Below are 23,543 nucleotides of genomic sequence, written 5' to 3' on the forward strand. Positions count from 1 at the left end.
CGGCTCAACGCGGTGCAGCTATGGACGCCAGGCGCTTAGCACGTAGCCAGTGGTCGAAGTCCGCGCGCGCAATGACTGCGATGCCTGGTGTGATTTCGAAGAATCGAGGAAACGAGGCGTCTGCTTTGACCATGCGCGTCAGCGTGTGGCGGCTGATTCCGAGTTCGTATGCGACTAGCTGGCGCCGCATGTATTGGCTGATGATCGCCGTCATTGGGTAGCTCCTTCAAAACTAGTGGCCGGCATGGCGATGCTGACCGGCCTGGTGTAATGCGTTGCCTGCGCAGCTGGTTTGAGGTCAGCCAGGTGGAAGCCCTTGCAGCGTTGCAGGATGATCGGTAGTTCGCGCGGTAGCTGCGGGCCAGCGTGGCCGGCCTGGCGCCATTGAGCGCAACGGTGTGTGCGTGTGGTGTCAAATAGGTGGCTGCACTCCAGGCACAGCCGGCGCTCGTCATGCTGCGCGTCGCGTGTCTTGAGGCGTAGCGCCAGGGCGTGCGCTGTGCTCGGGGTGATGTGTTGCCTGACAAAGTGGGCCGCGCGCTGCGCGATCAGCACCAGGTCGCCGCCCAGCAGCGCCAACAGTTCGGCCTTGAACGATCGCAGCAGCGGGCGCCACTCGTCGAGCGCGGCCGGCGTGCCTGTGATGACCAACTTTTCGCCGTCGACAAAGACTTTGACGCCCTCCGCCGCGCAGCACTCCAGCATCAGATCGAGCGTCACAGTTCCTCCCGTACAACGCTAGCAGCCAGCAATTCGACGTCCGAAGGGAGCACCGAAGGGAGCGAAGGGAGCGCATTTTTTAACGCACACTCTTCGGCACTCTTCGTGCTCCCTTCGGATGATCGGTTGCTGTTCTGCAGCAGACGCCAGACCCACGCACCGCCCATGCTCAACTTGACAGACTCAACGCCCAACTCTTTTTTCAGGCGCTTGGCCACGTCCCATGAGTGTCCGGCGTCGCGCACTTCGTTCTGCAGTTTCTTCGTTGGCATCGAGCCACCGGCGTCTTTGAGCATGTCGGCGATCATGTGCTTGAGCTCATCGCGTGCGCTGACGTCGTCGCTCTCATCAGTCTCGACCTCACCCAGGATTTCGCGCGCGCTGCCCTCGATCAGGTCGCCCCACATAGCGCAAGTCGTTTCGATACCTCCCTCGATCGTCATCGGCTCGATCATGTAGGCCACGCCCCCGTCGTCCTTGGCGATATTGGATTTGGCCCTGGCCAGTACGCGCCTGGTGGTTTCCTTCTCCTTCGCCGTGACCAACACCATGCGGGCCAGGGCGCCGAACGCTTGGGATCCGATGACACGATCTTGCGGATCGCGGTCAGCGCCGGCCTTGGCGAAGTGCGTGATGCCAATAACGGCGCAATCGTGCGCGTCTGCGAAGTCGACCACCGCTTGCAAGCTGCGTCGGACGTCGTTCGCTTTGTGCATGTCGCCGGCGACGGCCGACACGATCGGATCGATGATCAGAAGGCTGACGCCTCCCATGGCCAGCACCGCGCGGTGCAGCTCGATAATGTCCTGCGATGGATCGAATGGCACGCTTTCGCCGTTCTGCGCGATGCCCTCGATGAAGTGGCAGCGCGACAGGTCGGCGCCGGCCGCGATCAGCCGCGGCACCAGCGTATCGTCGGCCACGTCTTCACTGGACCAGATCAGCACGTTGCCTTTGGTCTTGGTCACCGTGCCATCGGGCCAGCGGCCACCGGCTGTGATGACGGCAGCCAGCGCCAGCGCCAACGTGGTCTTGCCGGTGCCAGCCGCGCCGGCCAGGATCGTCAGCTTGCCGGCCGGGAGCCAGCCAGGCCACAGCCAGGTAATGGCTTGGGGCTTAATGTCGGCACCGCACCGGATCTTCACCACACGGCTTGGTGCCGGTGCTGCTGGGCGCTCCTTCGATGTCTTGGCCGGCTTGGCGGCTGGCGGCTCGAAGTACACGGCTTTCGGCAGTGCGGCCACCAGCGCTTCGGCGCCCTGGCGCTGGGCCAGGTCGTTGAAGTCGGTTGGGCTTCCCTCATCGGATTCGAACTCCGGTACCGCGAGCCAGCCGCCAACAGCGCGCGCTGCGGCGGTGGCGCGCTCGACGCCCACGTTGCCGGCCGCGTTGAACCGGTCGTTGTCGGCGCACACGATGATCTGCACACCGGGGAGTTTGCCGCGCAGCGTCACCGCCACCGCTTCCAAATTGCCGGCGTTGAAGGCGACCGCGACCGGGTGACCGAGTGCAGCGAACAGGCTGGCGCCGGTGGCGAAGCCTTCGCAGACCAGTACCGTGTCGACCGGCTTGCCACCGAAGCTGTAGTAGGCGCCCTGCACGCGGCCGTTGGACTTGAAGCGCTTCGTTCCATCGGCATATATGAACTGCAGGCTGCACATCGTACCTTGGGCGTCGCGCAGCGGCACCAGCAGCGTGCGCTTGTCCTTGAACTCTTTCAGGCCGTACGGCTTGATGCCCTTGCGGACGCAATACGGGTTGTCTTCGGTTGCGTCCAGTGCGCCGGAGAAGATGCGCGTGCAGTCAGCAGCAGCCTCTTGCTCGAGCTGCAGGCGTGTGAACTCGGCATCCTGGCGGGCCTTGGCGATCTTGGCCAAGTAGTCGGTTCGCTCGATCGGTGTCAGTGCCTGGTCGGACTTGCCGCACCACTTCTCGGACAGGCCCGTTTTCCAGTTCCCGAAAGCGCCGGCCGGCACGCCATCAGCATGCAAGACGTACCAGGCCGATTTCTTTCCCTTCTTCTCGTCGTCGGCGTCGAATCGGTGGCGCTGGCCATCGGCCACGATTTCGGATGGATTGAGGTCGAATGCTGCCAGCGCGGCGCCAAACTGCGCCTCGATATTAGTTTGGGGAGCGTTCAATTTGCCTCCCTTCCAAGCGATTTGCGTTTCGCGCGATATTTATTCATCCACTCGATGCGATCCTCCGCATGCCTGGCCAGCATGTCCGCGCTGGCATTGGCGAATCGCAGGAGGCGTTCGGTGTCCAACTTGTCGAGCAGCGGCACATCTACTTGCTCTTCCTCGTGCTCATTCATCTCGCGCGCCAACACGCTGGTGTTGATCATTTCCAGGCACAGACCGATACCGGACGCGAAGTCTTTCACAATCGCGGTGAACTGCGCATCCTGGTCATGTCGCAGGCTCGGATCGAGATAGGAGAATGGCTCATGGCGGCCTGCGTGTGCTGGTCGCTGCAGGGAGTGTGGGGCCCGGGCGCTCATGGTTTCGCTCCCATCATGCCGGCAACGGTGGCGACGATTTCATCGGCCATTTGCTGAGCGAGCCACAGCATGGAATCGGCACCCTGGGATGGCTGGATGAGTACCAGCAAGCGGGCCAGCTGGCGTGCGCGCATCAGCGCATGGTCGCCAACATCTTCGGCAGCAATGTGCAGCTGTGAATACGGCGCGGTCATGAGGACGTCGTTTTGGGTGCTCATGCTGCACCTCGCACGATGGCGGCCAGCTGCTGGGCCAAGTCATCGGCCAGGCTGGCAGAGACGGCGATTGCGTCAGCTTGGCCATCAACTGGAAGGATCGCGAAGACGCCGAGCATGGAGCCGATGGTGTCAGCGATACCGGCGAGGCGGCGGATTTGTTCGGTGTGGGATGGTACGGACGTGGCAGTGCTTGACATGATTGTCTCCCGAGTGTGCTTTGAGGCCACACAACCCGTCGCCAAACGGGGTGAGCAGCAAATGGCAGGGTTGGCGAACCGGTACACTGGGAAACCGGCATACCCGAAGGTATCCCCACCACTGCCGCTCATAGGAGATGCAATGGCTCGGACAAAAAAAACCCGCCTGGGGGCGGTTGTCCGCCTAGTGTAGATCGAGTCGCCAAACCCGGTCGCGTCTTTATTCGCGACGTGACCAGAATACGCTGGCCGGTTGTAAACCGTCAAGCGATTCGGCGCCGGGGCCATATGATTTTTTTGGACCAGAGCACGAAGGGAGCATGAAGAGTGCCGAAGAGTGTGCGTTAAAAAATGCGCTCCCTTCGCTCCCTTCGGTGCTTTTTTGCTCCCTTCGACAGTGAGATATGTTGACACAATCATCACTGAACCTTGTTCGACGTCGCACCGCCGGCGCGCTTGGCCAGGAACGCATCGACCTCGGCGGCGTCCCAGACTGTAACGGACTCGCCCAGCTTGAATGGCTTCGGGAACTTGTCCTCACGGACCCAGCGCCAGATGGTTGCCGGGCTCACTGGCAGCTTGCCGGGCTTTCCCTTGGTGGTCGCCAGTTCGGCAATTCGAATAACTTGTTGTGACACGATGCACCCCTAAAAGATACTCCGCAATCTGCTGCGGCACGGGATGAATCATTGTCGAAATTAATAAGGCAGAACAGGTGGATGGGCTTGGAAAACTCACCCGGCCGCATGTCTAATGGCGGGGGGTGAGTTTCAAATGGAGGGGGGGGGGTGAGTTACATGTCGGGGGTGGGTGGGGGGCCACCGTCAACTTCCCAATTGCATATTTTCGCCACCTCGTCGATAGCGGTTTTATTCATGTCGCCGGCATTATAGCCGTGAGATTTACTGCCACGTTTATGCGCTAGGTTGAGCGCCACGTAATTGCGCTCTAGCCATGCTTTCATGGCCGCTTGAGGCATTTTCCCCCTGCGGAGAGTCTCATCTTCCATGGCCTCCCAAGCACACACCGCTGCAGCCAACTTTGCCGAATATCTAGGGTTGGATGGGTCAAGGTAAGCCGGGCGAGTTGCAGATTTTTGGTAGGTTATATTGGGGTAGTCCGGGTACTCAATTTCGCTACGCTCTTGAAGGGACTCGGGTAGTGCGTAGTCTGGCAACTGATATTTGAACAGGTGAAATAGTTCCTCTCTCATCCAGCCTACCAGTGCAGGATCAATTTCCCCGACGTTGGTTTTTACGATTTCTAATTTATTAGTCTGGATAATTGCCTCTAACAATATTAAAAGATCGAAGGCAGATTCTTCGTCATCGAGTTCCTCTTCCTTTGCATCCCAATAAACATCGGGAGTGTTTTTGGATATTCTTTTCAATGTGCGAGCAACATCGGAAAATGAATCACCCGAATCTTCTGAAAGTTTTATCAATGCCTCCTTGGCGCTAATAAAAAGATTCTTTTGGCTTGCATTCAGCGCCGAGAAAAATCCCTTATTCGGCATGGTTCACCTTTTCTGTTCGTAGGTTATCTAAATAATCGGCCCAACGCTGCATCATTTCTCGGCGTGCAGGCAAGTGGGCGGTACGGTTATAGGCTCGGCCGTTTGTGTCGCGCACCGCGTGCGCCAGCTGGTGCTCGATCAGGTCGACGCGCTCGCCCAGCACTTCATCCAGGATCGTGCGGGCCGTGGCGCGGAAGCCGTGGCCGGTGATCATGTCTTTGTCGTAGCCCATCGAGCGCAGGCTGGCGTTTACCGTGTTCTCACTCATGCACCGATCGCCAGTGCGGATGCTGGGGAACACGTACTTGCCGTGACCAGACATTGGATGAACCGCGCGCAGGATCTCGACGGCCTGGCGCGCCAGCGGCACCACGTGATCGACGCCCATCTTCATCTTGACGCCAGGTATGCGCCACTCGCCGGCATCCAGGTCGATTTCGGACCACTCTGCAGCGCGCAGCTCGCCAGGACGAACGAAGAGGAGCGGCGATAGCCTGAGCGCCGCCTGGGCGTACGGGTGGCCGCCGTATGCGTGGATGGCGCGCAAGAGCGGCCCCACTTCCGCTGGGTCGGTGATCGCCGCATAGTGAGTCTTGGGCACGGCCGACAGGGCGCCGCGCAGGTCAGCCGTCACATCGCGCTCGGCCAGGCCGGTGGCCACGGCAAACCGGAATACCTGGCCACATAGCTGCTTGATCTTGTGCGCCGACTCGATCGCACCGCGGGCCTCGATCTTCTGCAGCATCGCCAGGACGTCACGTGGCCCGATAGACGTAATCGGCCTGGCGCCAAGGATGGGGAACACATTGCGCTCGAGCCAGGACGTGTTCTTCTCAAGCGTGCTCTCGGCGCGGTCGGATGCCACTTTCGCCAGGTAGGCACGGGCCACGCTCTCGAAGTCATTCAATGCGGCGAGCTTCTTGGCGGCGCGGCCTTCGCGCTTGGCTTCCATCGGATCGATGCCGTCACTGATTTGCTCGCGCGCTGCGTCCCGCAGCTTGCGCGCCTTCGCCAGACTGACGGTGGGGTAGACGCCAAGCGCCAGGGTCTTCTGCTTGCCGTGGATCCGGTAGTTCATGCGCCAGTACTTGCCTACCCGGTTGACGAATAGGTACAGCGCCAGGCCGTCCGTGTGCTTGTCGCCGGCTGCGCTGCCAGAATGCTTTACCTGGCGAACGAAGGTATCTGTGAGGGCCATGATGGTAGTTGCGTGATGGTCTTTTTTGAAATCCCCACAGAACTACCATCAATTTTCTGCCCTGGGATAACTTTTGGTGAGACAGCATAGCACAACAAAAAACCCGCGCTCTCTATGAGAAACGCGGGTTTTGGCATTCAGTGATACATGTTGCGACAGGGTAATGGTGCCTCCGGCCGGAATCGAACCGGCACGCCTTACGGCGCTTGATTTTGAGTCAAGTGCGTCTACCAATTCCGCCACAGAGGCCCAATCGCAGGCGGGCATCTTAGCACATCGATTGCTCAGCTGGCCAGTGCGCCGCGAAATTCGCTGTGCAGGCTGCCAGATGGACCCTCCAGTGGCAAGCGCCACGCTGGCTAACACATCATCCGATGCTGTAACAACCGCAAGCTCCCCATCGGCCCGACGATCTCCAGCACATGCTCGCGCACCGCGACATCGATCGCGCCTTCTTGCCCGCGCAGCCAGGGGCGGGGACGGAAGTAGCGGATGCTGGTGCTGTCGGCGGCCGTGCGGCGGTAGCCAAGCGCTCCAAGCGCTTCGTCGAGCCTGGCGATCATCTGGCAGTCATCGGTGCGGCTACGCATTTCAAAGCGGCCCGGGCCCAGCATGCAGATAGGGAGCAAACCACCGACGACGATGGGTACCACAAGAAACGGCATCGGGGTGTCGGGATCGATCAGGTGCAGGGCCAGCACCAGTAGCGGCAGCCCCGCCAGCAGCGTGAGCGCCCATGGCAGCGACTGACGCCAGGTGTCGATGCGCTGCAGGAAGCCAGGGCGTTTCCTGACGCGTTCGATTTCAGAAAATGTCACGCTGTTCATGCTGCTCTCCCTGGCTGCCTGCATCAGCCCGTGTTCGCGCCGATCAAGAAAACTGGTGCAATATCCAGCCAACTATTAGTTGAATCGTCATTGACTTGATCATTGTGACAAGCACTTAGTGGCTGACGTTTGACTGCGCGCAAACACGCACTCGTTGAAGCCAGCTTCTCATAAAGACAACACTTGCCGCGCACAGGTGGATTTCGGCCAGTCATTGGCCCAGAACGAACAAGCCGCACAGAAGTGCGGCTTGTCGGGGGAAGTGCTCAGGGTTTCTGGCGGAATAACCGGAAGCGTTCGTCGCGGTCCGAGGCGCGCCGGCCTTCCCACAGCGGCGTTGCGTCGCGCACGTTCCATTTAGGCAGCAGGGTGGCATCGCGGCGGTTGCGCAGGCTGTCTTGCAGCAGCACGTAGTCGCACTTGCCGCCAGCGAGCGTCACGAACGGCAGGCGGCCGTAAAAGGCCAGCGAGGCGCGCTGGGCGGCGCCGACGTTGGTGGCGATGCAGTTGGCGTCCGCCGGCAGGCGGGCGGCGATCTGCTGGGCCACGCCGGCGTAGCTCTTGCCGTAGTTCAGGTCAGGCAGGAACAGCGTCATCAACAGCACCCACAGCAGGATCAGGCCGCCGGAGGACAGCACCACGGCGCGCCACAGCACCGCCGGCTGGCGCGACAGGCGCCAGTGCACCAGCATGATCCAGCCGACGCTGGCGCCGGCCGCGACGATGAAGGTGACCACGCCGATTTCGGGTGTGAAGCCCGGCACCAGTTTGAGTGCGTTCTTGGCCAGCTGCGCCGGCCAGCCGGTCAGTTTGGCGATCCAGAACAGCCAGATGATTGCGCTCAGCATCGTCAGCACCATCACCGAGAACCAGTCGATAGCATTGATCGCGCCGCGCTTCATCGTCGGCAGACCAAAAGCGGCCATTAGTGCCAGCGGCGGCAGCATTTTCAGGAAGTCGCTGTTTTCGGGCGCCGGGTCGGCCAGCAGTTGCAGCACCAGTGCCAGGAAGAAGAACACGGGCAGCACGATGTGCAGCATCTGCTGGCGGCGCCAGGCCCAGACTGCCCACAGCGCGAACGGCCAGGCTGGCCAGAAGAACCAGATGCCGATCCGGAAGAAGGCTTTCAGCGCTGGCCAGCCGGGCAAGCCGATCTGGTGCGCGTTCCAGTTGAGCCAGTCGGCGACGGGCGACAGGCCATAGGGTTGCAATACCGTGGCGGGTACGATCCAGATCAGCGTGATGGCGAAGCCGACACCTGCGGCAACAGCCAGGTCGCGCAGCGCGCGTGGCGTAGGCAGCTCGAGGTAGCGGGTGCAGGCAAACAGCGCCACGATCAGAACCAGCGGTGGCAGGAAGCCTTGCGTGAGCGTCAGCGCGCCAAGGGCGATGCCCACCAGCACCGCGTTGCGCGTGCCGGCGAGTTCGACATAGCGCACGGCGCGGTACAGGAAGAAGGCGAGCAGGGCGCCCTGGAGCGTCGCTGCGAGCGTCAGGTGGCTTTGCAGCAGCAGGCCCAGGCTGCCGAGGTAGATCAGGACGGCGGTATCGCCCAGCGTTCGGCCGTAGTCGTCGGGTTCGGGCTGGCCGCCGAAGGCCAGGCGCAGCGGCTGCGCTTCGGCGCGCCGGCCCAGGTGGAAGGCGGTGTACCAGAGCGACATCGTGCCCAGCACGAAGATGCCGACGGTCGAGACGCGGGCGGCGAGCACGTCGCCCAGCAGCCAGCCGAACAGCTTGATGCACACGGCGCCGAGCCAGAATGCGAGCGGCCCTTCGTCGACGCTGGCAAGGCCCGCGATGTTGGGATACAGCCAGTCGGCCAGCGTGCCATGCGCCATCGTCCACATGATGCCGAAGCTGGCGGCGTCTTCCTTCCACAGGTCGCGGCCGATCAGGCCTGGCAGGATGTAGAACAGGCCCAGCGCAAGCAGGGCCCAGCGGGGCAGTGCCAGGGTGGCGGCGGCGGGAAGACGGACTGGTTTCATCGATAAGTCTGATGGGGGAAATGAGCGCGTAGTATAGCCGCGAAAAAAAAAGAAGCCGGGTAAGCGGCTTCTTTTCTGAAGCCGGCAAAGCCGGCTGTCTGGCCAAAGCCGGTGAAGGCTTTGACGGTATTACGTCGGCAATTAGCCGTTGGCGACCGAGGTCTTCGAACCAACTGCGCCGAATTTCTGGCGGAACTTCTCGACGCGACCGGCGGTGTCGACGATCTTGTGCTTGCCGGTGAAGAACGGGTGCGATTCAGCCGACACCTCGATCTTGACCAGTGGGTATTCTTTGCCTTCGTGTTCGATCTTGTCGCGGGTGTTGATGGTCGAGCGCGTGATGAACTTGAAGTCGCACGACACGTCATGGAACACGACGTCGCGGTATTCTGGGTGAGTTTCGGTCTTCATGGTCTTGCTTTCTATAGAGTTGGTAGCCAAACAGCACTTCGTCGGTCGTCTCGCTTCTTGACCCGATTGCCGATCACTTGCCAGGGTTGGGCAGAACCGGCGATTATAAATAGGTTTTCAGCTTCCGGCAATGCCCAACAAAAAAGGCAGCCCGAAGGCTGCCTTTGCGCGTCATGCGTTGCAGTGGCTTAGCCGCCGCGGCGCATCATGTCGAAGAACTCCACGTTGTTCTTCGTTGCGCGCATCTTGTCGAGGATGAATTCCATCGCTTCGATCTCGTCCATCGAGTACAACAGCTTGCGCAGGATCCAGATTTTCTGGAGCTGGTCCGGCTTGATCAGCAGTTCTTCGCGACGGGTGCCCGATTTGTTCAGGTTGATCGACGGGTAGACGCGCTTTTCGGCCAGGCGGCGCTCGAGGTGCACTTCCATATTGCCGGTACCCTTGAATTCTTCAAAGATCACGTCATCCATGCGCGAACCGGTTTCGATCAGCGCAGTCGCGATGATGGTCAGCGAGCCGCCTTCTTCGATATTGCGGGCCGCACCAAAGAAACGCTTCGGACGCTGCAGCGCATTGGCGTCGACACCACCGGTCAGGACCTTGCCCGAGGCAGGGATCACGGTGTTGTAGGCGCGCGCCAGACGGGTGATCGAGTCCAGCAGGATCACGACGTCCTTCTTCATTTCGACCAGGCGCTTGGCTTTTTCCAGCACCATCTCGGCAACCTGCACGTGGCGGGTTGCTGGTTCGTCGAAGGTCGAGGCGACGACTTCGCCGCGCACCGAACGCTGCATCTCGGTGACTTCTTCCGGACGTTCGTCGATCAGCAGAACGATCAGCGTCACGTCGGGGTGATTGGCCGTGATGGCATGCGCGATGTGCTGCAGCATGACCGATTTGCCGGACTTTGGCGATGCCACCAGCAGGCCGCGCTGGCCCTTGCCGATCGGCGAAATCAGGTCGACGATGCGGCCGGTGATGTTTTCGGCGCCGTTCATGTCGCGCTCGAGACGCAGCGGCTCGTTCGGGTGCAGCGGCGTCAGGTTCTCGAACAGGATGCGGTGCTTCGAGGCTTCCGGCGATTCGCCATTGACCTTGTCGACCTTGACCAGCGCGAAATAGCGTTCGCCGTCTTTTGGCGTGCGCACTTCGCCTTCGATCGAGTCACCCGTATGCAAGTTGAAACGACGGATCTGCGACGGGGAGATATAAATGTCGTCGGTCGAGGCCATATAGCTCGCATCAGGCGAGCGCAGGAAACCGAAACCGTCCGGCAGCACTTCCAGAGCGCCGTCGCCGAAGATCTGCTCACCGCCTTTTGCGCGCTTTTTCAGGATTGCAAACATCAATTCCTGTTTGCGCAGGCGGGCTGCGTTGTCGATATCGAGGCCGATTGCCATTTCCAGCAGCGCGGAAACGTGCATCGCCTTCAGTTCAGATAAATGCATGTGTTTGGGTAACCCGTGACGGGTAAAAAAGGTAGGGGAGGGAACTGCGTGGGTTAATCAAGGCGGGAAGGTGGCGATGGGCCGTGGGCCCTCCCGGCCGGGAGGCGATGACGCGGGCGCGTCGTCGCCGCTTATTGTATCAGCTGAATCAGATGTTGCTGTCGATGAACGCGGTCAATTGGCCTTTTGCCAGTGCGCCGACTTTCTGCGCAGCGACTTCGCCATTCTTGAACAGGATCAGGGTCGGGATGCCGCGGATGCCGAACTGGGCTGGAACAGCCTGGTTGGCGTCGACGTCCATCTTGGCGATCGTGATCTTGCCGCCGTATTCCTTGGCGACTTCTTCGAGGATTGGGGCAATCATCTTGCAAGGACCGCACCACTCGGCCCAGAAATCGACCAGCACCGGCAGCTCGGATTTGAGCACGTCGGATTCAAAGGATGCATCGTTGATGTGTTTGATGTTTTCGCTCATGGTTTCCTCGATAAGAGGTAGTAACTGTGATTAACGCCTTGAGACAGGACATGCGGAACGTCTCGACCGGCTACCGGGCATCTTCCTGTGTTGCTTAATATTGTTACTACACAATGGTGGAGGCACTGTGTGCGAAATTCAATATTGGAAGAACGGCTAGAGGGTGTCAGGCGGGGAATGAGCCGAATAATACCGCATTTTTTTGAAAAGTGTTTAGCCGCTTGTACAAAATTTCAACAGGCCAACGCTGCGCGCAACTGGTTTTGTTCGAGCGGCTTGCGAAATGAACCGACGACTTGCAGCCCCAGTGCACGTGCCAGTTCGCCAGCCGCTTCGCGTACGCCGTCCTCGAGCGCCGACATCAGGATCACCTTGCCCTGATACCCTTGCGCCGCTGCAGCCTGGAGGAACTCGATGCCGTCCATTTCCGGGAGCATCAGGTCGCAGATCACGACGTCTGGCACGGATTGATCAAGGCGCTGCAGCGCACTGCACGCCTGCGTTTCGAGCACGATGTTGCTCAGCCCGCATGCGGCGAGCATTTCCCGCATCACGTCCAGCAGCAGCGGATCGTCGTCAAGCACCAGCACGTGCAAGGGCGCTTTCTTGGCTGGCGCGTTGGCGGCTGGCGATGGCATGGTCATACCCGACGGGGAAGGTGATGGCTGGTGCGCCAGATAGCCAGAGTGTGGCATGGTTTATTGTCTGTTCGCATAATTAATTGCTATACGCTACCCGTGAAGCGGGTCAGGTGGCCCGGATGCCACATCGTGGCCACCGAAGCGATCCGGCCGGCCGACGTCGTGCGCCGATGCAGCACCAGGCAGGGCGCGCCGGGCATGATGCCAAGATGCCTGGCCGTGTCGCCCGGTGCCGGCAGGGCCTCGATGGTATAGGTCGCGCCCTGCAGCGGCGCGCTCACCATCAGGTGTTCATTGGGCGTGATGCTGGAAAAATCCTGATCCAGGTAGGCCGGGGCGCAGGCCGGATTCACCCAGCGGTCCTCGAGCTGGATCGGTACGTCGTTCTCAAAGTGGACGATCAGCGAGTGGTACAGCGTGCTGCCCGCCTCGAGCGCGAATTCGGCCGCCAGTCCATCGTCCGCCACGCCGGCCGCCAGCACCAGCACGCGGCTGGTGTGCTGCCTGCCGCGTTCGCGGATCTCGTCGGCGATATTGCGGATCTCGACCAGCGTGGCCTGGTACTTCTGCGGCGCGACATACGTGCCCGAGCCCTGGCGCCGCACCAGGACGTGTTCGGCAGTGAGCTCGCGCACGGCGCGGTTGACCGTCATGCGCGAGACGCCGAACAGGCGCACCAGCGCCTGTTCGGATGGCACCAGGTCGCCTTCCTTCCAGCGCCCGGCCGCGATTTCGCCTACCAGGTAATCTTTGATTTGCCGGAAAATGGGTGCTTTGTCCGGTGGGCTGTCTTGCAGGGGATCGTGTGTGGTCCTTGGGTCCAAGCGGTTCTCCGGAGTGACGGCCTGTCTGACCAGCCGGGATTCTAGCATTCGATTCGAAAGCAAGACCCGGCGTGCATGGCACCAGGCATGAGGCTACGATAGGCTTGCCGCCTGACCCATGGAGATCAACATGCCCCTTCCCACCGATGCCGATGCCGATGCCAATGCCGACGCCGACAGCGCCGACAGCGCCGATCTGCGCTGGGCCGCCGTGGAGCAGCGCGACCCGGCCTTCGACGGCCGCTTCGTGTACTCGGTGCGTACCACCGGCGTGTATTGCCGGCCGTCGTGTCCATCGCGCGCGGCGCGGCGCGCCAACGTGGCCTTTCATGCGGACCCAAATGCCGCCGAAGCGGCCGGCTTTCGGCCGTGCCTGCGCTGCGCGCCGCACTTGCCGCCGCTCGCCCAGCGCCAGCGCGAAGCCGTCGCGCGGGTGTGCCAGCTGATCGATGCCGCCGACGAAGCGCCGGACCTCGACAGCCTGGCGCAGGCCGCCGGCATGAGCCGCTTTCACTTCCACCGCGTGTTCAAGGCGCAGACCGGGATCACGCCGAAAGCCTATGCGGCCGCGCGGCGGGGCGAGCGCGTACGGCGCGGGCTGGCGCAGGGCGCGCCGGTGCTCGATGCGCTGTTCGACGCCGGCTACGGGTCGAGCACGCGCTTTTATGCGGGTGCGCAGGCGGTGCTGGGCATGGCACCGGCACACTACCGGGCCGGCGGGCGCGGCGAGACGATCCGCTTCGCCATCGGGCAGTGTTCATTGGGCGCGATCCTGGTGGCGGCGACCGGGCGCGGGATCTGCGCGATCCTGATCGGCGATGCGCCGGCGCCGCTGCTGGACGATCTGCAGGCGCGCTTTCCGCAGGCCGTACTTGAAGGCGCCGACGCGGCGTTCGGGCAGACCGTGGCGCAGGTGGTCGCGCTGGTCGAAGCGCCGCGCATCGGTCTTGAGTTGCCACTGGACGTGCGCGGCACCGCATTCCAGCAGCGCGTGTGGCAGGCGCTGCGCAGCATCCCCGCCGGCCGCACCGTCAGCTACGCCGAACTGGCCGCCATCGTCGGTGTGGCCGGCGGCGCGCGCGCCGTGGCCGGGGCCTGCGCCGCCAATCCGGTGGCGGTGGCGATTCCCTGCCACCGCGTGGTGCGCACCGGCGGGGCGCTGTCGGGTTATCGCTGGGGCATCGAGCGCAAGCGCACGCTACTTGAACGCGAGCAGGAGCAGGCAGTATCCAACCCGGATTGAACGGGCGCCGGTGCTATGCCGGGCATGCAAATTTCGATACACTCTCCCGAGCTGCGCCCACGAGGCGCGGGACCCCAACCGACGGAGAAAACCACGCATGCGCGCCCGCTTGACCCCCCTGTGTTCCCTGATCGTCCTGGCCGTTGCCGGCAGCCTGCCAGCCCACGCCGCGACCCTGATCGACAACGCCAACGGCTATACCCTCAACACCAAGGGCGACCTGGTGCAGTTCACCTCGCTCGCCTTTGACGATGCCGGCCGCATCATCGCCGTGGGCGCCAGCGCGGATGTCGCGGCCAAGGCGCCGCAGGCCAAGCGCATCGACATGGGAGGCCGCACGCTGCTGCCCGGCCTGATCGACGCCCACGGCCACGTGTTCGGCCTGGGCCAGCAACTGACGCAGCTCGACCTGTTCAACAGCACGTCGCTGGCCGGCGCACTGAAGTCGATCGGCGAGTACGCGGGCGCCAATCCGGGGCACCCATGGCTGCGCGGGCGCGGCTGGAACCAGGAAAACTGGAAGCTGGGCCGCTTCCCCACCGCCGCTGAACTCGACGCCGTCGTCAGCGACCGGCCGGTGTGGCTCGAACGCGTCGACGGCCACGCCGGCTGGGCCAACAGCCGCGCGCTGGCGCTGGCCGGCATCACGAAAGCCACGCCGGACCCGGTCGGCGGCAAGATCGTGCGTGACGCGAATGGCGAAGCGACCGGTGTCCTGGTCGACACGGCGCAGGATTTGCTGACCAAAGTACTGCCGCCGCAGACCGAAGCCGAATCGCGCACGATGCTCGATCGCGCCTTGGGCGAACTGGCGCGCGTGGGCCTGACCAGCGTGCACGACGCCGGCGTGGACGTGACCCAGGACCGCCTGTACCGCGCCTACGCCGATGCGGGCAAGCTGACGACGCGCGTGTACGGCATGATCGGCGGCGCCGGCGCGGATTTCGATGTGCTGGCCAAGAACGGCCCGCTGAACGACTACGGCAACGGCATGTACGCACTGCGCGCCGTGAAGCTGTATTCGGACGGCGCGCTGGGCAGCCGCGGCGCGGCGCTGATCAAGCCGTACAGCGACGACGCGCATTCGCACGGCCTGCTGTTCTTCAAGAGCGGGCAGATGGACACCATGATGACGAAGGCGATGCGCCGCGGTTACCAGGTCAATGTCCATGCGATTGGCGACGCCGGCAACAAGCAGATCCTCGACATCTACCAGAAAGAGGTGTCCGCAACCAAGAGCGCAGCGCAGCGTCACCGCATCGAACACGCGCAGGTCGTGCAGCCGGGCGACATCCCGCGCTTCAAGTCGATCGGCATCATCCCGTCGATGCAGCCGACCCACGCGACGTCCGATAAAAACATGGCCGAGACCCGCGTCGGCCCCGAGCGCATCAAGGGCGCGTATGCGTGGCGCACCTTCCTGCATCAGGGTTCGCGCATCGCCTGCGGCTCGGACTTCCCGGTCGAAGCGCCGAACCCGTTCTTCGGCCTGCACGCCGCCGTCACGCGCCAGGATGCGCAGGGCCAGCCGGTGGCCGGGTGGTACCCGAACCAGGCGATGTCGCTGAAGGAAGCGTTCCGCTGCTTCACGCTCGACGCCGCCTACGCCGGACACCGCGAAGACAGCCTCGGCTCGCTCGAAGCAGGCAAGCTGGCCGACTTCATCGTGATCGACCAGGACTTGTTCAAGATGCCGACATACGACATCCACAAGACCGGCGTGCTCGAAACCTGGGTGGCAGGCAAGCAGGTCTTCAAAAAGTAATTGGATAGGGTTGTATAGACAACTCGAATGAGGTACCGTGGACGCATTCTGTGTCCACGCCAACCCGTTTGGTTCGGTGGCCGGACTCTCCGTCCAGGCCAATCATTCGGTAGGGTGGACGGATTCTCCGTCCACGCGGTGATGGTTGGCAGCCACCCATCCGGCAAGCAAGCGGAGTCCATCCCTGACCCAAAGGAGCCGCCATGTCCCAAGATGCCAGTCTTATCGACGATTCACGCGACGATCCCCGTTTCGACCCCTCGCGCGTAATCCAGGCCCCGCGCGGCACGACGCTCAGTTGCAAGAGCTGGCTGACCGAAGCGGCCTACCGCATGATTCAAAATAACCTGGACGCCGAGGTCGCGGAAAACCCGCAGCGCCTCGTCGTCTATGGCGGCATCGGCCGCGCAGCCCGCAACTGGGCCTGCTACGACCAGATCCTGGCCAGCCTGCGCGAGCTGGACGACGACCAGACCCTCCTGATCCAGTCCGGCAAACCCGTCGGCGTATTCCAGACCCACCCGGACGCCCCGCGCGTGCTGCTGGCAAATTCCAACCTGGTGCCCAAGTGGGCCGACTGGGCACACTTCAACGAGCTCGATCGCCGCGGCCTGTTCATGTACGGCCAGATGACGGCCGGCAGCTGGATCTATATCGGCACGCAGGGCATCGTGCAGGGCACCTACGAAACCTTTGCCGAAGCAGGGCGCCAGCATTTTGGCGGCGACATGCTGGGGCGCTGGATCCTGACGGCGGGCCTGGGCGGCATGGGCGGCGCGCAGCCGCTGGCCGCGAGCTTCGCCGGCGCCGTGTCGCTCACCATCGAGTGCCAGCAAAGCAGCATCGATTTCCGGCTGCGCACGCGCTACCTCGACAAGCAGGCGCGCGATATCGACGAGGCGCTGGCGATGGTGCAGCAGCACACGGCGCAGCGCGATGCCGTCTCCATTGGCCTGCTTGGCAACGCCGCCGACGTGCTGCCCGAACTGGTGCGCCGCGCCCGTGCCGGCGGCATCAAGCCCGACCTGGTGACCGACCAGACCTCGGCCCATGACCTGATCAACGGCTACCTGCCAAGCGGCTGGAGCGTGGCCGAATGGCAGGCCGCGCAGCGCGATCCCGGCCAGCACGCGCGCCTGACGCGCGACGCGGCGGCGTCGTGCGCGCAGCACGTGCGCGCCATCCTCGATTTCAAGGCGATGGGCTGCCACGCGGTCGACTATGGCAACAATATCCGCCAGGTGGCCAGGGACGAAGGCGTGGGGGATGCGTTCGACTTTCCTGGCTTCGTGCCGGCGTATATCCGGCCGCAGTTCTGCGAAGGGCGCGGGCCATTTCGCTGGGTGGCGCTGTCGGGCGACCCCGAAGACATCTACAAGACGGACGCGAAAATCAAGGAGCTGTTCCCGCACGACGCGCGCGTACACCGCTGGCTCGACATGGCGCGCGACCGCATCGCGTTTCAGGGCCTGCCGGCGCGCATCTGCTGGCTGGGCCTGGGCGAACGCCATCTCGCGGGCCTCGCGTTCAACGAGATGGTGCGCACGGGTGAACTGAAGGCGCCGATCGTCATCGGGCGCGATCACCTCGACACCGGCTCGGTCGCCAGCCCGAATCGCGAAACCGAAGCGATGCGCGACGGGACCGATGCCGTATCCGACTGGCCGCTGCTCAATGCGCTGCTCAACACGGCCGGCGGCGCGACCTGGGTCTCGCTGCACCATGGCGGCGGCGTGGGCATGGGCTATTCGCAGCACTCGGGTGTCGTCATCGTGGCCGACGGCACCGATGCCGCGGCCAAGCGCCTGGCGCGCGTGCTGGTCAACGACTGCGGCTCGGGCGTCATGCGCCACGCCGACGCCGGCTACGACACCGCCATCGACTGCGCCCGGCGCAATGGCCTCAATCTTCCGATGATCAAATAAATCCATGAACGAATTCACTCTGCAACCCGGCCAGCTGACCCTGGGCGACCTGCGCGCCGCCTGGAGCGCGCACGCACCATTGACCCTGGCCAGCGGGGCCTGGCGCGACATCGCCGCATCCAGCGCGGCCGTCGACGCCATCGTCGCCAAGGGCGATCCGGCCTACGGCATCAACACGGGCTTCGGCATCCTGGCCAAGGCCCATATCCCGGTCGAGCAACTGGCCACGCTGCAGCGCAACCTGATCCTGTCGCATGCGGTGGGCACGGGGCCGCTGATCGACGACCAGATTGTCCGCCTGATCGTGCTGACCAAGATCGGCAGCCTGGCGCGCGGCTACTCGGGTGTGCGGCCGCTGATCGTCGAGACGCTGATTGCGCTGTACAACGCCAACATCATGCCGGCCATTCCCGTGCAGGGCTCGGTCGGCGCGTCGGGCGACCTGGCGCCGCTGGCGCACATGACGCTGGCCATGCTGGGCGTGGGCCAGGTGCGCCACAACGGTGTGCTGGTCGAGGCCAATGATGCGCTGGCGGCGGCCGGCATCGCACCCGTCGTACTGGGCGCGAAAGAGGGCCTGGCGCTGATCAACGGCACCCAGGTCTCGAACGCGCTGGCGCTGCACGGCCTGTTTTTGGCCGAGCGCCTGCTCGAAGCGGCGATGGTCACCGGCGCGCTGTCGGTCGACGCCGCGCGTGGCAGCGACGCGCCGTTCGACGCCCGCATCCACGCGGTGCGCGGGCAGCCCGGCCAGATCGCGGCGGCGGCCATCTACCGCGAGCTGGTGGCCGGCAGCGCGATCCGCGCCTCGCACCTGGTGGGCGACGAACGCGTGCAGGACCCGTACAGCCTGCGTTGCCAGCCGCAGGTGATGGGCGCCGTGATGGACCTGATCGGCAATGCCGGCCGCACGCTGCTGATCGAGGCGAATGCCGTCACCGACAATCCGCTGCTGTTCACGGACGGCGAGGCGGGCAGCGTCATCCTCTCGGGCGGCAATTTCCACGCCGAGCCGGTGGCGTTTGCCGCCGATTCGCTGGCGCTGGCCATCGCCGAGATCGGGGCTTTGGCCGAACGCCGCATCGCGCTGCTGATCGACGCCAATCTGTCCGGCTTGCCGGCCTTCCTCGTTCGCGAGCCGGGCCTCAATTCCGGCTTCATGATCGCCCACGTGACGGCGGCGGCGCTGGCGTCCGAAAATAAGTCGCTGGCCCATCCGGCCAGCGTCGACAGCCTGCCGACCTCGGCCAACCAGGAAGACCATGTCAGCATGGCCACCTTCGCGGCGCGCCGTCTTCACCAGATGGCGCACAATACCTGCGTGATTGTCGGCATCGAGCTGCTGGCCGCGTGCCAGGGCATCGAGTTCCACCGGCCGCTGCGCAGTTCGCAGACGCTGGAATCCGTTCACGCGCAGCTGCGCGAGCAGGTGGCGCCATATGATGCCGACCGCTTCTTTGCGCCCGACATCGAGGCGGCGCGCACGATGGTGTGGCAGGGCGCGTTGTCGGCCTCGTGCAAGACGCTGTTCACGGCGCTGCATCCGTAAATCGACCAGGGAGTTGCAATGGAATTCCGGTTCAAGGCAGGCAGGCTTCCCATGCTGGTATCGATGCCGCATGCGGGCACCGATATTCCCGACGAGGTGGCGGCCAGTCTGGCGCCGTGCGCCGCCGCGCGTGCCGACACCGACTGGCACTTGCCCGAGCTGTACGGCTTTCTCGAAGAGATGGGCATTTCGACCATCTCGGCGCGCTGGTCGCGTTACCTGATCGACCTGAATCGCCCGCCCGAAGACACGAACCTGTATCCGGGCCTGGACACCACCGGCCTGTGCCCGCTCGACACCTTCGGGCGCGAACGCCTGTACCGCGACGGCATGGAGCCCGACGCGGCCGAGGTGCAGCGGCGTTTGACGCTCTACTGGCAGCCGTACCACGCGCAGTTGCGCGCAGAGCTCGACCGCCTGAAGGCCGAACACGGGCGCGTGGTGCTGTGGGAAGCGCATTCCATTGCCTCGGTCGTCCCGCGCTTTTTCGACGGCAAGCTGCCCGACCTGAACTTCGGCACGGCCGAAGGCAAGTCCTGCGCTCCGGGCCTCGAAGCCGCGGTGCTGGACGTGGCGCGCGCGCAGGAGCGCTTCTCGATCGCGCTCAATGGCCGCTTCAAGGGCGGCCACATCACGCGCCACTACGGCCAGCCGGCATCGGGCGTGCACGCGATCCAGCTCGAGAAATGCCAGTACCTGTACATGAACGAAGCGCCGCCGTTCGAGTACCGGCCAGCGGTCGCCGCGACGCTGCAGCCGCTGCTGCGCGACATGATTGGCGCCGCCGTCGACTGGGTGCGGCCATGACAGCGCTGTTCGCGCGCCACGCGCTGCTGCCGCAGGGCTGGCAGCGCGACGTGCTGCTCGAATGGGACAGCGGGGGCGACCTGACGCAGGTTGCGCCCGGCGCGCGCCCGCCGCTGAACGTGGCGCGCGCCGAGTACGTGCTGCCGGGGATGGTCAACCTGCACTCGCACGCGTTCCAGCGCGCGCTGGGCGGCCTGACCGAAACGGGCAGCGAAGGGCCGGACAGCTTCTGGACCTGGCGCGACCTGATGTACCGCTTCGCCGCGCGCATCACGCCGGAGGGGATCGAAGCCATCGCCGCGCAGCTGTTTGCCGAGTGCCTGCGCCATGGCTATACATCGGTCTGCGAATTTCATTACCTGCAGCGCGCGGTCGATGGCGCCAGTTATGCGCGGCCGGCCGAAACCGCCGAGCGCGTGGCCGCAGCCGCGCAACTGGCCGGCATGGGCGTGACGCTGCTGCCGGTGCTGTACAGCCACGCCGGGTTTGGCGCGCAGCCGCTCACGCCGGGCCAGGCGCGCTTTCGCACCGACGTCGATGATGTGCTGGGCATCGTCGATGCATTGGCGCCGCTGCGGGGTGGCCAGCTCGAAGTGGGCGCCGCGCCGCACTCGCTGCGCGCGGCCGGCATCGATGCGATCCGCGCGCTGGCGGCCGGCTTGCCCGCCGCGCGGCCGCTGCACATCCACATCGCCGAACAAGAGGCCGAGGTGGCCCAGTGCATCGCGCACACGGGTCGGCGGCCGGTTGCCTATCTGCTGGAGCAGCTCGCGCCTGATGAGCGCTGGTGCCTCGTGCATGCCACGCACCTGGATGCAGTGGAAATCACAGGGCTGGCGGCCAGCGGCGCCGTTGCCGGCCTGTGCCCGACCACTGAGGCGAATCTGGGCGACGGCCTGTTCCCGCTGGCGCCGTACATCGCCGCCGGCGGGCGCTTCGGCATCGGCAGCGACAGCCATGTATCGCAGAGTCCCGTCGAAGAATTGCGCTGGCTCGAATACGGCCAGCGCCTGCAGCATCGGCAGCGCAATGTCGCGCACGTGCCAGCGCAGCGCAGCGTCGGCGACTTTTTGTGGCAAGCTGCGTTGACTGGCGGCGCGCAGGCCACTGGCCGGCGCGTCGGTGCACTGGCAGCAGGGCGGCGCGCCGACCTGCTGGTGCTGGATGCCCAGCATCCGAACCTCGACGGCGTGGACCACGCCGAGGTCCTTGGTCGCATGGTATTTTGCGGTAACGATAACCTCGTGCGCGACGTGCTGTGCGGCGGACGCTGGGTGGTCCAAAGCGGCCGCCACCGGGCGCAGGAGGCGATTGCCTCGCGCTACCGCCAGGCGCTCCGGGATTTGCGTTCTTAGAAAGGTGACCACATGACTGTCTTGATTCCGTTTGCAGGCCTGGCCCCGGTACCGTGGAAGAACGGCGGCGGCAACACGACCGAGATCGCGATCGGCCCGCTCGACGCCGGCTTTGACGATTTCGACTGGCGCGTCAGCCTCGCCACCATCGCCGAAGACGGCGCGTTCTCGCAGTTCGAGGGCGTCGACCGCACGCTGGCGCTGGTCGACGGGCACGGCATGACCTTGCAGATCGATGGCGAGCCGACCCTGATCACGCACGCCGAACCGGTGGTGGCGTTCGACGGCAGCTCGGAAGTGCGGGCCAAGCTCAATCGCGGGCCGACGACCGACTTCAATGTGATGTCGCGCAGCGAGCGCTGTTATCACCAGTTCGGGCGGCGGCGCCTGAGCGGCGACTCGACCTTCATCGCGCGCGCCGAGATCACGGTGCTGTTTTTGGCCGAAGGCGACAGCCTGCAGCTGGCCAGCGACAACGAGCGTATTGGCCTCGTGCGCTACGACGCGGTGGTGCTCGACCAGGGCACCGTGTGGACGCTCGAAGCGGGGCAGGCCACCATCTATATCGTCGATGTCCATTATTACTCCGACGACGATGATGACGACATGGGGATGTATGACTGACCTGCTGCTGTCCAACGTGCACCTGGCCACGATGGACAACGGCTACGGCGTACTGCACGACGCCGCGCTGGCGATCAAGGATGGCCGCATCGCCTGGATCGGCGCGCGCTGCGATGCGCCGCCAGCCGCGCGCGAACACGATTGCGGTGGCGCCTGGCTCACGCCCGGCCTGATCGATTGCCACACCCACATCGTCCACGGCGGCAACCGCAGCGACGAATGGGAAGCACGCCTGAACGGCGCCAGCTATGAAGACATTGCGCGCCAGGGCGGCGGCATCATGGCCACCGTGCGCGCCACGCGCGCGCTCGACATCGATGCACTCGTCGCGGCCAGCCTGCCGCGTGTGAAGGCCTTGCTGGCCGAAGGCGTGACGACGCTCGAGATCAAGTCGGGCTACGGTCTCGCGCCCGACGCCGAAGAACGCATGCTGCGCGCGGCGCGCCGCATCGGCGAACTGCTGCCGGTGCGCGTCGTCACCACGTTCCTCGGTGCGCACGCGCTGCCGCCCGAATTCACGGGGCGTCCTGACGATTACATTCGCGACGTGTGCGACGTGATGCTGCCCGCGCTGGCGGCGCAGGGCCTGGTCGACGCAGTCGATGCGTTCTGCGAGCGCATCGGCTTTACCAATGCCCAGACCGCGCGCGTGTTCGAGAAGGCAGGCGCGCTGGGCTTGCCCGTCAAGCTGCATGCCGAGCAGTTGTCCGACCAGGGCGGCGCCGCACTCGTGGCGCGCCATGGCGGCTTGTCGGCCGATCATCTGGAACACCTGAGCGAAGAGGGCATCGCCGCGATGGCCCGCGCCGGCACAGTGGCCGTGCTGCTGCCGGGCGCCTATTACTATCTGCGCGAAACGACCATGCCGCCGATCGCCGCCTTGCGCGCCGCCGGCGTGCCGATGGCCGTGGCCACCGACTGCAATCCCGGCACCTCGCCGCTGACGTCATTGCTGCTGGCGCTGAACATGGCATGCACCTTGTGGCGCCTCACGCCGCAAGAGGCACTGCTGGGCGTGACCGCGCACGCGGCGCGCGCGCTCGGTCTGCAGGACGAGATCGGCACGCTCACGGTCGGCAAGCGCGCCGACCTGGCGTTATGGAACATCGCGCGACCTGCCGATCTCGCCTACGCGATCGGTTTCAATCCCTGCAAAGCCGTGATCCATGGCGGCGTCTTGCGCACCATCGGCTGAGCTTTTGATCGCCCGCAAGGCTGTCATCTGCGTTTCGGAGAAGATGAATTTCACGACGTGTAAAAAAAACGGTGACCGCCGTAAGCAAATGTAAGGCTTAATCAATCGTTAAGG

Annotated in this window: 24 protein-coding genes and 1 tRNA gene; 8 read left to right on the forward strand and 17 right to left on the reverse strand. The window is 64.1% G+C overall.

Going from position 1 to position 23,543, the window contains the following annotated elements; translation table 11 throughout:
• Nucleotides 1-4: 4 nt before the first annotated feature.
• From AC56LV_RS15715 to hutC, 17 genes are all read right to left on the reverse strand, one after another.
• A complete protein-coding gene (locus AC56LV_RS15715) occupies nt 5-214 on the reverse strand; it encodes a helix-turn-helix transcriptional regulator (protein WP_499558935.1) in 210 nt (69 codons plus the stop codon).
• The gene (locus AC56LV_RS15720; RefSeq protein WP_499558937.1) at nt 211-720 is read right to left on the reverse strand and encodes a hypothetical protein; all 510 of its coding nucleotides are present in this window, start codon (nt 718-720) and stop codon (nt 211-213) included. The genes AC56LV_RS15715 and AC56LV_RS15720 overlap by 4 nt, the downstream gene beginning before the upstream one ends.
• Complete coding sequence (locus tag AC56LV_RS15725) at nt 717-2,861, reverse strand: AAA family ATPase (protein ID WP_499558939.1); 2,145 nt, start codon at nt 2,859-2,861, stop codon at nt 717-719. Before AC56LV_RS15725 ends, AC56LV_RS15720 begins: the two co-directional genes overlap by 4 nt.
• A complete protein-coding gene (locus tag AC56LV_RS15730) occupies nt 2,858-3,223 on the reverse strand; it encodes a hypothetical protein (RefSeq protein ID WP_499558941.1) in 366 nt (121 codons plus the stop codon). The genes AC56LV_RS15725 and AC56LV_RS15730 overlap by 4 nt, the downstream gene beginning before the upstream one ends.
• Nucleotides 3,220-3,441: a hypothetical protein gene (locus tag AC56LV_RS15735; RefSeq protein WP_499558943.1), complete on the reverse strand. Its 222-nt coding sequence runs from the start codon at nt 3,439-3,441 to the stop codon at nt 3,220-3,222. Before AC56LV_RS15735 ends, AC56LV_RS15730 begins: the two co-directional genes overlap by 4 nt.
• Nucleotides 3,438-3,638: a hypothetical protein gene (locus tag AC56LV_RS15740; RefSeq protein ID WP_499558945.1), complete on the reverse strand. Its 201-nt coding sequence runs from the start codon at nt 3,636-3,638 to the stop codon at nt 3,438-3,440. Before AC56LV_RS15740 ends, AC56LV_RS15735 begins: the two co-directional genes overlap by 4 nt.
• A gap of 419 nt (nt 3,639-4,057) precedes the next feature.
• Nucleotides 4,058-4,276, reverse strand: a complete 219-nt coding sequence (locus AC56LV_RS15745; protein WP_499558947.1) for a helix-turn-helix transcriptional regulator — start codon at nt 4,274-4,276, stop codon at nt 4,058-4,060.
• A gap of 155 nt (nt 4,277-4,431) precedes the next feature.
• Nucleotides 4,432-5,154 (reverse strand): hypothetical protein, encoded by a 723-nt coding sequence (locus AC56LV_RS15750; RefSeq protein ID WP_499558949.1) that lies wholly within the window; start codon nt 5,152-5,154, stop codon nt 4,432-4,434.
• Nucleotides 5,144-6,352 (reverse strand): tyrosine-type recombinase/integrase, encoded by a 1,209-nt coding sequence (locus AC56LV_RS15755; protein WP_499558951.1) that lies wholly within the window; start codon nt 6,350-6,352, stop codon nt 5,144-5,146. Before AC56LV_RS15755 ends, AC56LV_RS15750 begins: the two co-directional genes overlap by 11 nt.
• A gap of 164 nt (nt 6,353-6,516) precedes the next feature.
• Nucleotides 6,517-6,601: transfer RNA gene (locus AC56LV_RS15760), tRNA-Leu, on the reverse strand.
• Between the two features lie 110 nt (nt 6,602-6,711).
• Nucleotides 6,712-7,179 (reverse strand): hypothetical protein, encoded by a 468-nt coding sequence (locus AC56LV_RS15765; RefSeq protein WP_499558953.1) that lies wholly within the window; start codon nt 7,177-7,179, stop codon nt 6,712-6,714.
• A 266-nt stretch (nt 7,180-7,445) separates the two neighbouring features.
• Nucleotides 7,446-9,164: an ArnT family glycosyltransferase gene (locus AC56LV_RS15770; RefSeq protein WP_499558955.1), complete on the reverse strand. Its 1,719-nt coding sequence runs from the start codon at nt 9,162-9,164 to the stop codon at nt 7,446-7,448.
• A gap of 141 nt (nt 9,165-9,305) precedes the next feature.
• Nucleotides 9,306-9,575 (reverse strand): type B 50S ribosomal protein L31, encoded by a 270-nt coding sequence (locus tag AC56LV_RS15775; RefSeq protein WP_183556195.1) that lies wholly within the window; start codon nt 9,573-9,575, stop codon nt 9,306-9,308.
• Nucleotides 9,576-9,763: 188 nt separating this feature from the next.
• Entirely contained in the window at nt 9,764-11,026 is a 1,263-nt protein-coding gene (rho, locus tag AC56LV_RS15780) for a transcription termination factor Rho (RefSeq protein ID WP_183556196.1), read from the reverse strand.
• Between the two features lie 148 nt (nt 11,027-11,174).
• Nucleotides 11,175-11,501, reverse strand: a complete 327-nt coding sequence (trxA, locus tag AC56LV_RS15785; RefSeq protein ID WP_499558957.1) for a thioredoxin TrxA — start codon at nt 11,499-11,501, stop codon at nt 11,175-11,177.
• 233 nt (nt 11,502-11,734) lie between these two features.
• On the reverse strand, nt 11,735-12,139 hold the full coding sequence (locus tag AC56LV_RS15790) for a response regulator (protein ID WP_499558959.1): 405 nt from the start codon (nt 12,137-12,139) through the stop codon (nt 11,735-11,737).
• Between the two features lie 86 nt (nt 12,140-12,225).
• Nucleotides 12,226-12,939, reverse strand: coding sequence for a histidine utilization transcriptional repressor HutC (gene hutC / locus AC56LV_RS15795; protein WP_499559682.1), 714 nt, complete (start codon nt 12,937-12,939; stop codon nt 12,226-12,228).
• A gap of 157 nt (nt 12,940-13,096) precedes the next feature.
• Here hutC and ada point away from each other — a divergent pair, with 157 nt between their 5' ends.
• The 8 genes from ada (at nt 13,097) to hutI (ending at nt 23,429) form a co-directional block, all read left to right on the forward strand.
• A complete protein-coding gene (ada, locus tag AC56LV_RS15800) occupies nt 13,097-14,209 on the forward strand; it encodes a bifunctional DNA-binding transcriptional regulator/O6-methylguanine-DNA methyltransferase Ada (RefSeq protein ID WP_499558961.1) in 1,113 nt (370 codons plus the stop codon).
• A 97-nt stretch (nt 14,210-14,306) separates the two neighbouring features.
• Nucleotides 14,307-15,974 (forward strand): amidohydrolase, encoded by a 1,668-nt coding sequence (locus AC56LV_RS15805; RefSeq protein WP_499558963.1) that lies wholly within the window; start codon nt 14,307-14,309, stop codon nt 15,972-15,974.
• Between the two features lie 203 nt (nt 15,975-16,177).
• Entirely contained in the window at nt 16,178-17,899 is a 1,722-nt protein-coding gene (gene hutU, locus AC56LV_RS15810) for a urocanate hydratase (protein ID WP_499558965.1), read from the forward strand.
• Between the two features lie 4 nt (nt 17,900-17,903).
• Entirely contained in the window at nt 17,904-19,448 is a 1,545-nt protein-coding gene (gene hutH, locus AC56LV_RS15815; RefSeq protein WP_499558967.1) for a histidine ammonia-lyase, read from the forward strand.
• A gap of 18 nt (nt 19,449-19,466) precedes the next feature.
• Nucleotides 19,467-20,255, forward strand: coding sequence for an N-formylglutamate deformylase (gene hutG, locus AC56LV_RS15820; RefSeq protein ID WP_499558969.1), 789 nt, complete (start codon nt 19,467-19,469; stop codon nt 20,253-20,255).
• Entirely contained in the window at nt 20,252-21,610 is a 1,359-nt protein-coding gene (locus AC56LV_RS15825) for a formimidoylglutamate deiminase (protein ID WP_499558971.1), read from the forward strand. The genes hutG and AC56LV_RS15825 overlap by 4 nt, the downstream gene beginning before the upstream one ends.
• A 12-nt stretch (nt 21,611-21,622) precedes the next feature.
• A complete protein-coding gene (locus tag AC56LV_RS15830) occupies nt 21,623-22,234 on the forward strand; it encodes a HutD/Ves family protein (protein WP_499558973.1) in 612 nt (203 codons plus the stop codon).
• Nucleotides 22,227-23,429: an imidazolonepropionase gene (hutI, locus tag AC56LV_RS15835; protein ID WP_499558975.1), complete on the forward strand. Its 1,203-nt coding sequence runs from the start codon at nt 22,227-22,229 to the stop codon at nt 23,427-23,429. The genes AC56LV_RS15830 and hutI overlap by 8 nt, the downstream gene beginning before the upstream one ends.
• Nucleotides 23,430-23,543 lie beyond the last annotated feature (114 nt).

The organism is Telluria sp. RB2R28 (assembly GCF_059685835.1).

Bases quoted from the DNA above. Each gene is read 5' to 3' on its own strand.
- AC56LV_RS15715 (WP_499558935.1), bottom strand. From the start codon at position 214: ATGACGGCGATCATCAGCCAATACATGCGGCGCCAGCTAGTCGCATAC.
- AC56LV_RS15730 (WP_499558941.1), bottom strand. From the start codon at position 3,223: ATGAGCGCCCGGGCCCCACACTCCCTGCAGCGACCAGCACACGCAGGC.
- AC56LV_RS15735 (WP_499558943.1), bottom strand. From the start codon at position 3,441: ATGAGCACCCAAAACGACGTCCTCATGACCGCGCCGTATTCACAGCTG.
- AC56LV_RS15740 (WP_499558945.1), bottom strand. From the start codon at position 3,638: ATGTCAAGCACTGCCACGTCCGTACCATCCCACACCGAACAAATCCGC.
- AC56LV_RS15750 (WP_499558949.1), bottom strand. From the start codon at position 5,154: ATGCCGAATAAGGGATTTTTCTCGGCGCTGAATGCAAGCCAAAAGAAT.
- AC56LV_RS15755 (WP_499558951.1), bottom strand. From the start codon at position 6,352: ATGGCCCTCACAGATACCTTCGTTCGCCAGGTAAAGCATTCTGGCAGC.
- AC56LV_RS15765 (WP_499558953.1), bottom strand. From the start codon at position 7,179: ATGAACAGCGTGACATTTTCTGAAATCGAACGCGTCAGGAAACGCCCT.
- AC56LV_RS15770 (WP_499558955.1), bottom strand. From the start codon at position 9,164: ATGAAACCAGTCCGTCTTCCCGCCGCCGCCACCCTGGCACTGCCCCGC.
- AC56LV_RS15775 (WP_183556195.1), bottom strand. From the start codon at position 9,575: ATGAAGACCGAAACTCACCCAGAATACCGCGACGTCGTGTTCCATGAC.
- rho (WP_183556196.1), bottom strand. From the start codon at position 11,026: ATGCATTTATCTGAACTGAAGGCGATGCACGTTTCCGCGCTGCTGGAA.
- trxA (WP_499558957.1), bottom strand. From the start codon at position 11,501: ATGAGCGAAAACATCAAACACATCAACGATGCATCCTTTGAATCCGAC.
- AC56LV_RS15790 (WP_499558959.1), bottom strand. From the start codon at position 12,139: ATGCCATCGCCAGCCGCCAACGCGCCAGCCAAGAAAGCGCCCTTGCAC.
- ada (WP_499558961.1), top strand. From the start codon at position 13,097: ATGCCCCTTCCCACCGATGCCGATGCCGATGCCAATGCCGACGCCGAC.
- AC56LV_RS15805 (WP_499558963.1), top strand. From the start codon at position 14,307: ATGCGCGCCCGCTTGACCCCCCTGTGTTCCCTGATCGTCCTGGCCGTT.
- hutU (WP_499558965.1), top strand. From the start codon at position 16,178: ATGTCCCAAGATGCCAGTCTTATCGACGATTCACGCGACGATCCCCGT.
- hutH (WP_499558967.1), top strand. From the start codon at position 17,904: ATGAACGAATTCACTCTGCAACCCGGCCAGCTGACCCTGGGCGACCTG.
- hutG (WP_499558969.1), top strand. From the start codon at position 19,467: ATGGAATTCCGGTTCAAGGCAGGCAGGCTTCCCATGCTGGTATCGATG.
- AC56LV_RS15825 (WP_499558971.1), top strand. From the start codon at position 20,252: ATGACAGCGCTGTTCGCGCGCCACGCGCTGCTGCCGCAGGGCTGGCAG.
- AC56LV_RS15830 (WP_499558973.1), top strand. From the start codon at position 21,623: ATGACTGTCTTGATTCCGTTTGCAGGCCTGGCCCCGGTACCGTGGAAG.
- hutI (WP_499558975.1), top strand. From the start codon at position 22,227: ATGACTGACCTGCTGCTGTCCAACGTGCACCTGGCCACGATGGACAAC.